Source organism: Amycolatopsis sp. lyj-346 (assembly GCF_046548975.1).
GTDB lineage: Bacteria > Actinomycetota > Actinomycetes > Mycobacteriales > Pseudonocardiaceae > Amycolatopsis.
The window spans coordinates 1,134,644-1,146,141 of sequence record NZ_JAJPWT010000001.1; the positions used below are offsets into that span (position 1 = coordinate 1,134,644).

At 71.6% G+C, this 11,498-nt stretch carries 12 protein-coding genes; 5 read left to right on the forward strand and 7 right to left on the reverse strand.

Annotation, left to right across the window (positions count from 1 at the left end; translation table 11 throughout):
- Positions 1-54: 54 nt before the first annotated feature.
- Together ACLJQE_RS05540 and ACLJQE_RS05545 are read left to right on the forward strand one after the other, a co-directional pair.
- Positions 55-567 (forward strand): SigE family RNA polymerase sigma factor, encoded by a 513-nt coding sequence (locus ACLJQE_RS05540; RefSeq protein ID WP_410637861.1) that lies wholly within the window; start codon positions 55-57, stop codon positions 565-567.
- Entirely contained in the window at positions 564-1,382 is an 819-nt protein-coding gene (locus ACLJQE_RS05545; protein ID WP_410637862.1) for a hypothetical protein, read from the forward strand. The genes ACLJQE_RS05540 and ACLJQE_RS05545 overlap by 4 nt, the downstream gene beginning before the upstream one ends.
- A gap of 69 nt (positions 1,383-1,451) precedes the next feature.
- On the opposite strand, the gene ACLJQE_RS05550 is transcribed toward ACLJQE_RS05545, so the two are convergent.
- The 3 genes from ACLJQE_RS05550 to ACLJQE_RS05560 form a co-directional block, all read right to left on the reverse strand.
- Positions 1,452-2,006: a ferritin gene (locus ACLJQE_RS05550; protein ID WP_410637863.1), complete on the reverse strand. Its 555-nt coding sequence runs from the start codon at positions 2,004-2,006 to the stop codon at positions 1,452-1,454.
- A 144-nt stretch (positions 2,007-2,150) separates the two neighbouring features.
- Entirely contained in the window at positions 2,151-3,335 is a 1,185-nt protein-coding gene (locus ACLJQE_RS05555; RefSeq protein WP_410638325.1) for an arginine deiminase, read from the reverse strand.
- Positions 3,336-3,375: 40 nt separating this feature from the next.
- Positions 3,376-4,188 carry a CPBP family intramembrane glutamic endopeptidase gene (locus ACLJQE_RS05560; RefSeq protein WP_410637864.1) on the reverse strand — a complete coding sequence of 271 codons (813 nt, stop codon included), beginning with the start codon at positions 4,186-4,188 and terminating at the stop codon, positions 3,376-3,378.
- Between the two features lie 22 nt (positions 4,189-4,210).
- Here ACLJQE_RS05560 and ACLJQE_RS05565 point away from each other — a divergent pair, with 22 nt between their 5' ends.
- The gene (locus ACLJQE_RS05565) at positions 4,211-4,672 is read left to right on the forward strand and encodes a PPOX class F420-dependent oxidoreductase (protein WP_410637865.1); all 462 of its coding nucleotides are present in this window, start codon (positions 4,211-4,213) and stop codon (positions 4,670-4,672) included.
- Here ACLJQE_RS05565 and ACLJQE_RS05570 read toward each other — a convergent pair.
- Positions 4,664-5,458 (reverse strand): DUF2470 domain-containing protein, encoded by a 795-nt coding sequence (locus tag ACLJQE_RS05570; RefSeq protein ID WP_410637866.1) that lies wholly within the window; start codon positions 5,456-5,458, stop codon positions 4,664-4,666. The two genes, ACLJQE_RS05565 and ACLJQE_RS05570, sit on opposite strands and share 9 nt — an antisense overlap.
- Positions 5,459-5,609: 151 nt before the next feature.
- On the opposite strand from ACLJQE_RS05570, the gene ACLJQE_RS05575 reads away from it, so the two are divergent.
- Positions 5,610-6,638, forward strand: coding sequence for a hypothetical protein (locus ACLJQE_RS05575; RefSeq protein ID WP_410637867.1), 1,029 nt, complete (start codon positions 5,610-5,612; stop codon positions 6,636-6,638).
- Here the strand turns inward: ACLJQE_RS05575 and ACLJQE_RS05580 are convergent.
- Complete coding sequence (locus tag ACLJQE_RS05580) at positions 6,605-7,531, reverse strand: LysR family transcriptional regulator (protein ID WP_410637868.1); 927 nt, start codon at positions 7,529-7,531, stop codon at positions 6,605-6,607. The two genes, ACLJQE_RS05575 and ACLJQE_RS05580, sit on opposite strands and share 34 nt — an antisense overlap.
- 93 nt (positions 7,532-7,624) lie before the next feature.
- On the opposite strand from ACLJQE_RS05580, the gene ACLJQE_RS05585 reads away from it, so the two are divergent.
- Complete coding sequence (locus tag ACLJQE_RS05585; protein ID WP_410637869.1) at positions 7,625-8,839, forward strand: MFS transporter; 1,215 nt, start codon at positions 7,625-7,627, stop codon at positions 8,837-8,839.
- Here ACLJQE_RS05585 and ACLJQE_RS05590 read toward each other — a convergent pair.
- Together ACLJQE_RS05590 and ACLJQE_RS05595 are read right to left on the reverse strand one after the other, a co-directional pair.
- Positions 8,836-9,573 (reverse strand): hypothetical protein, encoded by a 738-nt coding sequence (locus tag ACLJQE_RS05590; RefSeq protein ID WP_410637871.1) that lies wholly within the window; start codon positions 9,571-9,573, stop codon positions 8,836-8,838. The two genes, ACLJQE_RS05585 and ACLJQE_RS05590, sit on opposite strands and share 4 nt — an antisense overlap.
- Positions 9,573-11,381, reverse strand: a complete 1,809-nt coding sequence (locus tag ACLJQE_RS05595; RefSeq protein WP_410637872.1) for a substrate-binding and VWA domain-containing protein — start codon at positions 11,379-11,381, stop codon at positions 9,573-9,575. Before ACLJQE_RS05595 ends, ACLJQE_RS05590 begins: the two co-directional genes overlap by 1 nt.
- Between the last annotated feature and the right edge of the window lie 117 nt (positions 11,382-11,498).

Consider the following 11,498-nt stretch of genomic DNA (forward strand, 5'->3'; position numbering starts at 1 on the left):
TTCACCGGGGAAGAGACCTGGGTGACCAGCGCAGGCCGAGGGAGGGCCGCGACGTTGGCTGGCGAATTCGTCGACTTCGGCGACTTCGTGCAGGCCACCCTGCCGGGCCTGCTCCGGTACGGCCACGCGCTCACCGGCAACCCGCACGACGCGGCGGACCTGGTGCAGACCGTGCTGGAGAAGATCGGTTCGCGGTGGACGTACGTCCACGAAAAGACCGGCGACCCGCTGGCCTACGTCCGCCGGTCGATGGCGAACGCGCACGTGAGCCGCTGGCGCCGGACGCGCCGCGAGAACCTCGTCGCGGACCTGCCGGAGACCAGCCCGCACGTGCCGGCCGACCCGTTCGAGCACGAGCCGCTGTGGCGTGCGTTACGAACGCTGCCGCCGAGACAACGGGCCGTGATGGTGCTGCGTTACTACGAAGGTCTCTCGGAAGCGGAGATCGCCGGTGCGCTCGGCATCACCCAGGGCACCGTCAAGAGCCAGGCCAGCAAGGCGATTGCTTCCCTGCGGATGAAGCTGAAGCCGGCTGACGGCGAAGGCGAAGGGAGTGATGCGGGTTGAACATCTCCGATGACGAACTGGAGCGGCGCCTGCGCGCGCTGTTCGCCGACGAACGGCTGGACCTGCCGCCGCCGCCGGAGGCCGGCACGGCCATCGTCGCCGGTGCGCGACGCCGTAGCCGTCGGCGGCACACCGTGCAGGCCGTGGCCGGGGTGGCGGCCGCCGTGGTCGCCGTCGGCGGGGGACTGACCATGATCCGGTTCCACACCGAGGAAGGCACCGCGGTGATGTCCGCCGACGGGACCGGAACCGGCGCCAAACCACCCGAGGACCTCACGGCGGGCCGTCCGCCGGAGCCGTCGACGCCGGGGCCGACCGGCACCCAGAGCATCCACGCTTCCGCACCGCCGGAAACGTCGCCGTCGCCGCGGCCGCCGTCCTCCCCGTCGCCGTCCACGCTCGCCAGTGTGATCACCGGGCCGCTGCTCGCGGCGGACGGCTTCGGCAAGCTCAAGCTCGGTATGTCCGAGGCCGACGTCGCCGAAGAGGCCGTCACGCTCAGCGAGGTGCAGGCCGGGGCGAGCTGCACCGTCTACAAGGCACAAGGCAGCGGCGTCCCCGCGTCCGCGAGCGTCGTCATTTCGAAGGCGGCCGGGCTCGTCGTCGTCACCCCGGACGTGGCCACGCACACCGCCGAGGGCATCGGCGCCGGGTCCTCGAAGGACCAGATCCTCGCCGCCTACCCCGCGGCCAAGGAAGAGTCCGGCAGCGTCGTCGCGCCGGCCGGGGCCGCCGCCGAGTACCGCTTCCGGCTCGACGAGACCGGAGTCGTGCAGGCGAGCCTGACGAGCGTCACCCAGGACTGCGCCGGCTGAGCGGCGGGCGCATGCCGAAACCCGGGCTGTCCACAGGGGGAGAGCCCGGGTTCTCGGTCCGGCCGAGCGTCAGAGCTTGCCGCCGGCCACCGGCGGCATCTGCGAGTCGGTGCCGCCGTCGCCGACGGACTCGCGGTACAGGTGGTTCTCGACCTCGAACAGGTTGCCGTTGGCGCGTTTCACGACGTTCAGCAGCGTGTTCATCTGGGAGATCTCTTCGACCTGCTCCTTGAGGAACCACTGCGTGAACTGCTCGCCGATGTAGTCCTCTTCGGCGCGCGCGGCCTTCGCCATCGCGGAGATGTCGGCGGCGACCTCCTTCTCCTGGGCGAGCGCGAGCTCGATGAGCTCGGTGACGCCGGAGAATTCGTTGCGCACCTCCCCGGCGCCGGGGATCTCGACGTGGTGGTCGCGGTCGAGCATGTACTGCACGAGCGCCATCGCGTGGTTGCGCTCCTCGACGGACTGCTTGTAGAAGTGCTTCGCCAGCTGCGGGAGGTCCTCGGCGTCGAACCACACCGCGAGCGCGATGTACTGCTGGGACGCGTTGAACTCGTTGTGGATCTGCGCCTGCAGCAGTTCGTAGAACTTTGAGCGCGGCTCTTTCTTCTTGGTGAGGGCCATGACCACCACGATACGGCAGAATTCGATTTTCGACTACTTCAGACTGGTGATCTGCCCCCTATTAGGGTTACCATTCCTAAAGAAGACGAACCTAATTTAAGTAAGCCTTCCCTAATCGCGTGTGCCGATTAGGGAAGGCTTGCATCACAGGGGATCGCGGCGGACCGGGCAGGACATGCACCGCGGTCCGCCCCGGCCGGAGCCGAGTTCGGAGCCCGCGATCGGCAGCACCTCGATGCCCGCCGCTTCCAGCCGCTCGTTCGTCTCGACGTTCCGCTCGTAGCCGACGACCACGCCGGGCGCCAGTGCGAGGGTGTTGTTGCCGTCGTCCCACTGCTCGCGTTCGGCCGTCACGGGGTCGAGGCCGGTGTCGATGACGCGCAGCCGGTCGATCTCCATCGCCTCGGCCGCGGCCACCAGGAACGGCGCCGGGCCGGCCACCTTCACCCCGCCGTCGCCGGTCGGGCGCAGCGTGAACGCCGTCAGCGAGTCGCGCGCCAGCGGGTACATCACCACCGCGTCGACGTCGACCATCGTGCACACCGTGTCCAGGTGCATGGTCGCGCGGGACTGCTCGATCGGCACCGCCAGCACGGTGTGCGCGATGCCGTCGGCGAACACCGACCGGGCGAGCGACTCCGCGCCGGCCGCGGTCGTCCGCTCGCCGACGCCGATGGCGAGCACGCCCGGCGCCAGCAGCATCACGTCGCCGCCTTCGATCGGCGCCGAATGGGCGCCGTACGCGCGGGCGGCGTGGCGGAACTGCGGGTGGTAGGCGTAGATGAGGTCGAGCACCGCGGTTTCGCGGCGCCGCGCGGGCATGGTCAGCGACGAAACCGCCACCCGATCGGCGATCCACGCCGACGAGTCGCGGGTGAACAGCAGGTTCGGCAGCGGATCGACGGCGAAGTCGTGCGGGTGGTTCATCATCCGCACCAGCGACGCGCCCTCCGCCGACGGCAGCTCCTCGAACGTCATCCCGGCCATCAGCACCTCGGCGAGGCCGGCCGCGTCGACGCCCGACAGGTGCGACCGCAGCGAGTCGGCCAGGTCGCCGCCGAGCCGCCGGTCGTCGACCGCCGCGTGCACGCCCGCCGCGTGGGCCCGGTCGTCTTCGAGCGCGGTCCGCAGCGCGTCGGCCAGCAGGAGGACGTCGACGCCGCGGCTGCGCAGCACGTCGGCGAACGCGTCGTGCTCGGCCTGGGCCCGGTCGACCCACGGGATGGAGTCGAACAGGAGCTGGTCGTTGTTGCGGGGCGTCAGCCTTTTGAGCTCGTTGCCGGGCCGGTGCAGCAGCACCGCGCGCAGGGGTCCGACTTCGCTGTCCACCCGGGGAGGTGTCGTTTCGTCGATCACCCCCCGAGCCTAGTCAGGGAAGCCAGGAAACGTGCCCCTTGAGCAGCGAATACCCGACGAACGACACAAAATCGAACAGCGTGTGCGCGGCGACGAGCGGCCACAGCCGGTTCGTCTTCTGCCACAGCCGCCCGAACACCAGGCCCATGATCAGGTTGCCGACGAACCCGCCGAACCCCTGGTACAGGTGGTACGAACCGCGCAGCACGGCGGCGCCGAGCAGGGCGCTGTTCTCCCGGACGCCGAGCTGTCGCAGCCGCGTCAGCAGGTAGCCGATCACCAGGACTTCCTCGGCGAAGGCGTTGCCGAACGCCGAGAGCGTCAGCGTGATCGGCCGCCACCACGTATCGCCCAAAGTGGACGGTTGCACGGCCAGGCTGAACCCGAGGTGGTAGGAGATGAAGTAGAGGGCCAGGCCCGGAAGGCCGATCAGCGCGGCGAGCACCACGGTCAGCAGCGCGTCACGGCCCGGCGACCGGCGGTCCAGCCCCAGCTGTGCGACCTTGATGCCCGCGCGCCACAGCAGGTACAGCCCGAGCGCGCCCCAGCCGACGAGCTGCGTCGCCGACAGCAGCTGCTTGAGCAGGTCGATCAGGCTCGCCGCGGCCTGCGGCACGTTCAGCTGGGTCTGCTGCTGGGCCAGCGGTACCGGCTGCAGCAGCGAGTCCACAAGGGACAGCAGGCTGCGGATCCCGGACAGGCCGAGCGTGATCCCGAAGACGATCAGCAGCTCGAGCTTGATCGCGCGGCGCTCGGCGGGGTCCTCGATCGTCCCGGGGAACTCGGGGCGGGCCGGGGCCAGCCACGATCGCGCGGTGAACGTCATGGACGCACGCTACCTTCGGGGTATGCCGAGGAGCATCGCCACCAACGAATCCGTCGACCGCGCCGCGCTGGTCGAATTCCTGTCGACCCGTCACCGCGCGATCCTGCTGACCACGAAGGCCGACGGCGGCCCGCAGCTTTCGCCGGTCACCTGCGGCGTCGACGCCGAGGGCAGGCTGGTCGTCTCGACCTACCCGAAGCGCGCGAAGGTCGTGAACGTCAAGCGCAACCCGAAGGTGTCGGCCTGCATCCTGTCCGACGAGTGGAACGACCAGTGGGTGCAGCTGAACGGCACCGCCGAGGTGCTGGACATCCCGGATTCGGTCGAGCCGCTCGTGGACTACTTCCGTGCCATTTCGGGCGAACACCCGGACTGGGACGAATACCGCGAGGCCATGGTCAAGCAGGGCAAGAGCATCATCCGCGTCGCGATCGAGAGCTGGGGGCCGATCGCGAAGGGCGGCTTCCCCGCCGAACTAGCCTGACCGCCCGCGCAGGAACGGGCAGCCGACCAGCCGTCGCAGCTCCGACGCGAGCTGCGACGGGTTGTCGACGGACTTCGAGAACGCCAGCCGCACGTCGTGGTCGCCCGTGTCCGACTCGACGCGCAGCCGCAGCCCGAACCGGTCGAGCCCGAGCGGACGGATCCGGCCGCCGCGCAATCCCGCCGGCAGGTGCTTCGCGAGCTGCTCGACGACGTCGGAGTGCTCGCTTTCCAGGTGCCGCAGCCACCGGGCCTCGTAGTCGTGGAACGGATCGGGCGGCGCGGCGCTGAACATGTGCGGGCGCAGCGAGTGCGTGCCCTCGGCGTCGGCGAGGACGAGCGACGCCGGGGTGAGCCGCAGCAGCGTGACGCCGTGGCCGACGTCGAGGAGCCGTTCGTCCGGCCGCGTCTCGGCGATCGCCACCGCCCGCGCGCGGGCCGAAACCGGCGAGAGCGGCCGCAGCCAGCCGGTGATCCACAGCAGCCCGCGGATCGGTTCCCGCAGGTCGACCGGGGCCTGGTCGGCGAGCTCGATCATCACGGCCAGCTCCCCGCGGTCGGTCTGCTTCGCCGCGCGGACCATCGGGTGCTCGTCCGGCAGCAGCACGCTGACGCTGCCGCTGTGGTGCACGTGGTGCAGCACCGGCACGACGCGCTCGCCGTTCAGATCCGCGCGATCGCAGGTGGGCAGCAACGACGCGGGGCCGTTGCGGGTCGCGATCGTCTTGGCGCGCTCGGCGGGGTTCGGCGCCGGCGGGCGGCGGACGGATGTGGGTGCCTCGGTCACGGCTCACCTCCTAGTTAGGTTAGCCTAACCTGAATTCGACGGTCTGGGTAGTCGTGGCGGTCACGTCGCTTCCGCTGACCGGCGCATCCGGTAACGCCGGTGCCCAGTTTGCCGAAAAGCGGTTAACAACCCGACCCCGTGGGGGTTCCGCGTGCCGATCGTCCCGGTCCCCGAGCGCGTCCGCGCGTTCGAACTCGACCCCGCCATGCCGTCCGGAGCCCTCCCGATCTTCGGCGAGTACCTCGACCGCCTGGGCCGCGGCACCGCGAACCAGCGGCTGGTCGCCGCGTTCTTCGTGGTGTTCGGCGTTGCCCAGTTCCTGGCCGGCGCCGGGGTGGCGCTGCCGGTCGCCACGTTCGCGCTGGCCGGCGCGATCGAAGCGCGGTGGCTCTACCTCGCGCACGCCAGGGTGCCCGAGACACGGCTGAAGCGGGAAGCGTTCCGGCAGGTGGACATCACCGCCGACGGCCTGGTCGCGGCCGGCCGGACGGTCGGCGTACGCCTGCCGGACGGCCGGTGGCTGCGCGTCAGGCTCGACGAAGCGCACCGGTTGCTGGTGGCCGGGCACCGGCGGGTCTGGCTGCTGGGCCGGGGACCGAAGGTGTTCGTCGGCTTCTCCGGCGTGGTGCGCGTCCGCCGCGCCGGTGTCCACGACGCGCCGCCGCCGGGTGCGGTGCCGGTGCCGCAACCGGCCGGATCCGGTTCGCCGAGGCTCGACCCCGTGCTGAGCGCGCACCGCCGCCAGCTGGCCCGCGACCTGCGGGCGACGGCGGCGTGCCTGCTGGTGCTGGCCGGGTTCGCGGTCTGGGTCGGGCTCGACTTCCCGGTGGTGGGGTGGGTGGCGTGGGCGCCCGGGGCCGGCGCGCTGCTGGGCGCGCTCGCGGCCGTGCTGCGTTCGTTCGCCCACGGCCGCCCGCTCCCGGCGGACCACTGGACGGAGCTGCGCGCAGTCCTCGACGGCCCGGTCCGCATGAGCCGCCACGGCGCGGCGAGGCTCAGCGGCCTGACCATGCTGGCCGACGGCCGCGTGGTCCCCTTCCGCCTCCCCAAGGCGGACCCCTCGATGGCCGCGAACATCGCGGCAACGGGCCGCCTGTGGATCGCGGGCGTCCCCCGTCCGGGCGCGGCCAAGACCGGCTTGCCGGGCTACCCGGTACTGGGCACGGTCTGGCTCGGCTGAGCAGCCCAGCCCGGCCGCCACGCGTCAGGGACACGCTGCCCGTTCGCGAGGTGACGCCGGAGCGCTCCGAGCCCGGGGTGCGGGTTGCCCCGTCGCCACACCAGTGAATGCGGGTACACCGGCACGGGCGCTTCGATCGGTACGCGCCGCAAGTCGTGCCCGGGCGGCCACAACACCCGGCTCCCCGCTCCGACCAGGGTCGACACCTCGGTCGATTCCGCGATCGTGTCCAGCACCACCTCGGTGCCGAAGTTCGGCCCGGCCGCGTCGATCGACAGCCCGAACGCGGCCGCGAACTCGGCGTAGTACGCGGCCCACTCGGTGCCGGGCGCCAAGCCGGGCAGCCAGATCCGGTGCCCGGCCAGCTCGGCCGGAGCCACGCGGGGCGATTCGGCCAGCGGGTGCCCGGGCCCGCACAACAGCTGGATCGGCTCGTCGAGCACCCACTGCGCGTCGAGGTCCTCGGGCAGCGCGACGACCGCGCGGAACGACGCGTCGACCGAGCCCTCCCGGATCGCGGCGACCGCGGTGTCGAAGAGCGTCGCGACCTCCAACGCGACGTCCGGGTGTGCTTCGTAGAATCCGCGCAGCAACGCGGCCGGGCCCAGCCGCCGCCCGATGACGTCGACCCGGAGCGGCCCGGTGCGCACCGACACCAGCGCCCGCAGCTCGGCGGCCAGCAGTTCGCGGGCGTGCGGCAGGAACGCCGCGCCGTCTCCGGTGAGCACGGCGCCGCGGGCGGTGCGCGTGAACAACCGCACGCCGAGCGACCGCTCCAGCGCGGCAATCCGCTTCGAGACGGCTTGCTGCGTGATCGACAGGTCGGTGGCGGCGTCCTGGAACCGGCCGGCCTCCACAGCGGCCACGAAGGTGCGTACGGCGTCGAGGTCCACGGCGACCGACTCTAGATTCACAACGCGGCGTTGTGGCTCGCCGCCGCGTCGGTTGTTTGCCGCGCGCGGCCGTTCCCGGCTTTGATCTCCCGGGTGATGGGCGGGCGGTCGCTGGGGCCGCGGTTCAGGTGGCTCTGGTCGGCTTACGCCGTGAGCGCGTTCGGGACGTGGCTCGGCTTCGGTGCCTTCCCCATGCTCGCGATCCTCGTCCTGCACGCCGGGCCCGCGGCCGTCTCGGCGCTGGCCGCGGTCGGGCCTGCCGTCGGTGCGCTCGTCGCCGTGCCGCTGGGGCCGTGGGTCGATCGCCGCCGGAAGCGGCCGGTCATGATGGGCATGGACCTCGTCCGGTTCGGCGCGCTGATCAGCGTGCCTGCCTGCTACGCCCTCGGGGTGCTGAGCTTCGCGCAGCTGCTGGCCGTCTCGGTGGTCGTCGCCGCGGCGGACATCACCTTCACCTCCGCGAGTGGCGCGTTCCTCAAGGGGCTCGTGCCGCCCGAAGACCTGCTCGTCGCGAACGGCCGGTTCGAGTCGACGAACTGGACCGCCACCGCGCTCGGGCCGCCGCTCGGCGGGGCGGCGTTCGCGCTGCTCGGGCCGGTGACGTCGGTGGTCGCGAACGCCGTCAGCTTCCTGCTCTCCGCGCTCGGGATCCGCGCGATCGGCGGGGACGAACCGCGTCCCCGCAACGCCACCCGGCTGCGCGTGCGCGACCTCGCCGACGGCTGGCGCTTCCTGCTGGCGCACCCGGGACTGCGGCCGCTGCTGCTCAACGCCATGGTGTTCAACGGCTTGGTCATGGGCACCGAGCCGCTGCTCGCCGTGCTGATGCTGAACCAGCTCGGGTTCACGCCGTGGCAGTACGGGCTCGCGTTCGCCGTCCCGTGCCTCGGCGGGCTCGCCGGCTCGCGGCTGACGCCGCGGCTCGTCGGGAAGTTCCGGCGCCACCCCGTCCTGGTGACGGCCGGCGCGATCCGGGCGTGCTGGCTGCTCGCGCTGGCCTTCATCCCGGCCGGCGCGGGCGGGCTGGGGTACGTCATGGCCGTCGAACTCGGCCTGATCGTCAGCTGCAGTGTGTTCAACCCGGTGCTGGCGACCTACCGGCTCGAGCAGCTCCCGGCGGACCGCATCGCCCGGACGCTCTCGGCGTGGTCGGTCAGCACCAAGGCGGCGATCGCCACGCTGACCGCGATCTGGGGTGTGCTGGCCGGCCTCACCAGCGCGCGCGTGGCGATCGGGATCGCCGGGGTCCTGGTGCTGGCGACGCCGTTGCTGCTGCCGCGCCGCGACCGGACGCCGGTGGCGGCCTAACCCAGCGACTTCCGCGTTGCCTGTTCGGTCTCCAGCACGCCCTGCCGGATGCCCTCCAGCTGGTCGCTCAGCTCGCGCACCGCGCCGGTGTCCACGGTGACGTCCGAGGTCGCCGCCGTCAGCTCGGCGACCCTCGCCACCAGGCTGTCCAGGCCGAGTGCGCCGGACTGGAGCTGGGCCAGCAGCTTGTCGCGGGCGCCGGACAGGCGGGCGTGCACGTCCGCCTGGGCCTGGACCGCCGTCAGTGCCTGCTCGAGGTCGCCGCGGACCTCCGGGTTCGCCGTGCGCAACTCGCGCTGCAGCCGACGTCGTTCGTGCGCGACGGTGTCCGGGTCGACCCTGGCCAGCGCCTGGCCGGTCGCCGAGGCGCGGCCTGCCAGCCGGCGCAGGGTCGAAAGCGTCTCCTGGACCACCGGCTCCATGTCCGCGACGCGCTCGGCGAGCGGGCCGGTGGCCAGGGAGGCGCTCAGCGAGCCGAACCCCTCGGCCGCGCCCTCGGCCCGGTGCAGCCAGTTCTCCTCCGCCGACCCGGGCGTGACGTCCAGTACCCGGGCTTCCCGCGGCGGGGGCTCCTTTTCCTCGCTCAGCACCGCCACGCCCGCCCACGCGGCCAGCACCGCCACCCCGATCCCGGCCGCGGCGACGACCGGCAGCTGCACGGCCCAGGCCACGCCGGCCGACGTGGCGGCGAGCAGCAGCCCCCACGGTTCGGTGAGCTCACGGGCGAACTTCATCAGAAATTGGAGATCACGGAGGTGAACACCTGGTTGATCGAGTCCGGTTTGGACGAATCGTACTGCGAACCCGCGGTCGCCTCCGCGATCTGCTTCAGCACGTCCTGGTCGGCGTCCGCGCCGTAGGCGATCGTGAACAGCCGGACCGACTCCGCGTTGCCCTCCGGGCGCAGCTGCGGGAGGAGGTGCTCGAGGTCGACGCCGCCGGAGTCTTCGTTGCGGCCGTCGGTGAGCACCACGACCGCGTTGATCGCCGTCGGGTCCAGGTGGGCCTTCATGTACTCGTACGCGGCCAGCGACGTGTCGTACAGCCCCGTTCCGGCGTGGGGCGTCAGCCCACCCAGCCGCATCGCCAGAGTCTCCTTGCCGCTGGTCCCGAGCGGCTGCACCGGGAGCAGCTCCTGGTAGTCCTTGTCGCCGTCGAGGCGGGTCGAGAACTGCCAGAGCCCGACCTGGTCCCGCGGCACGAACTGGCCGAGCGAGTCGATCGCGGCCTGCTTCGCCAGGTCGATCTTGCTCTTGCCGGCGCCCTTCACCTCCGCGCCCATCGAGCCGGAGACGTCCACGACGAGCAGCACGTTCGCCTTCTTGCGCAGGTCGGTCCACGTGGTGAGCAGCTTCGACAGCACGGTGGGCGGTGGCGGCTGCAGGAAGGTGATCTTCGCGTCCGGCTGGACCCCGTTCGCGGTGGTCGCCTGCGGGCCCGGCTTGCCGTCGAACGACCGGAAGCCCAGCGCGGCGAACCGCTGCTGCGTTTCCGGCCCCCGCAGGTAGCCGAGGAAGTCCGCGGCGATCTGCTTGCGCGTGGCATCGGCCCAGTTCAGCGTGACGAGCGGGTGGTCGGAGTTGAGCGTCCCGTCGGCCGGGTAGATCGCGACGATCGGCACCTTCGGCGGCGCGTGCTGCCCGACCTTCGCCGGGTCGTTGGTCGGGTTGCCTTGGTTGTAACCGATGAGCGAGCTCTCCTCGACGGTCACCGCCGAGATGTAGGACAGCGCGGCGCCGCGGTCGTCCGCCTTCTGCAGGTTGGTGAGGAAGGTCAGGGTGTTGTCGCCGTAGTGCACGATCGCCTGCTCGATGTTCGAGACGAACTGCTTGGCCTCGGGCTTCTCGATCGCGGCCGCGGTCAGGTCGGACGACGTGCCGGTGGCCGCGTAGTACGCGCCGATGGTGGCGTTCAGCCCGGCGGTGGAGATGTTCGGGTTCGTCTTCCCGAGCCGGAACTTGCCCCACTCCGGGTGCCCGTACTTCGCCCAGCCCGCCGGGTCGGTCGCGAGCGCCGTGAGGTCCTTCCAGCCGATCGGCTTCGCCGGCCAGCCCAGCGCCTCGGCCATCGGCTTGGGCATGGCGACGGTGAGCGGCGAGTTCGCGATCGACTGCGGGTCGCCGTCGGGCACGACCGAGCCGGTGTCACCCTTGGCGTTGACGCGCAGCAGGTTGACCCAGCCGCTCGCGGCCGGCGTCCAGACGTCCGGGCGCGGCCCGTCGGTGGCTTCGTTCCAGCCGTTCGCCAGCGCCTGCATCGCCACGCCGGACGACTTCGACCGCACGATCACGTCGACGCAGTGCCCCGCGACCGTCCGTCCGGAGTAGGCCTTCGCGGCCTCCTGGACGATGCCGACCTTTTCCGGCGAAGAAGCGATGTTGAGCGCGATCGCGTCCGTGCCCGAGCACTTCGGCGCGTCGGCCTCGTCGCTCGAGCCGCTGGTCCAGTACCGGATTCCGATGATCAAGGCGATGGCAACCACGATCGCAGCCAGGAACGGGAGAATTTTTCTCCGGCGCCGCACTGGTTGGGAATTGATCATCGAACCCTCCCCGTCTCCGCGTCTGCCGTCATTATCCGGCGGTGGACGGGTAGCCGGAGGTGCGTTGCCGAACCGTTGCCCCGGAATCCGGCGCGGGCGGGCCCGTTGACGGCAAAA

Bases quoted from the DNA above. Each gene is read 5' to 3' on its own strand.
- ACLJQE_RS05550 (WP_410637863.1), bottom strand. From the start codon at position 2,006: ATGGCCCTCACCAAGAAGAAAGAGCCGCGCTCAAAGTTCTACGAACTG.
- ACLJQE_RS05560 (WP_410637864.1), bottom strand. From the start codon at position 4,188: ATGACGTTCACCGCGCGATCGTGGCTGGCCCCGGCCCGCCCCGAGTTC.
- ACLJQE_RS05565 (WP_410637865.1), top strand. From the start codon at position 4,211: ATGCCGAGGAGCATCGCCACCAACGAATCCGTCGACCGCGCCGCGCTG.
- ACLJQE_RS05590 (WP_410637871.1), bottom strand. From the start codon at position 9,573: ATGAAGTTCGCCCGTGAGCTCACCGAACCGTGGGGGCTGCTGCTCGCC.
- ACLJQE_RS05595 (WP_410637872.1), bottom strand. From the start codon at position 11,381: ATGATCAATTCCCAACCAGTGCGGCGCCGGAGAAAAATTCTCCCGTTC.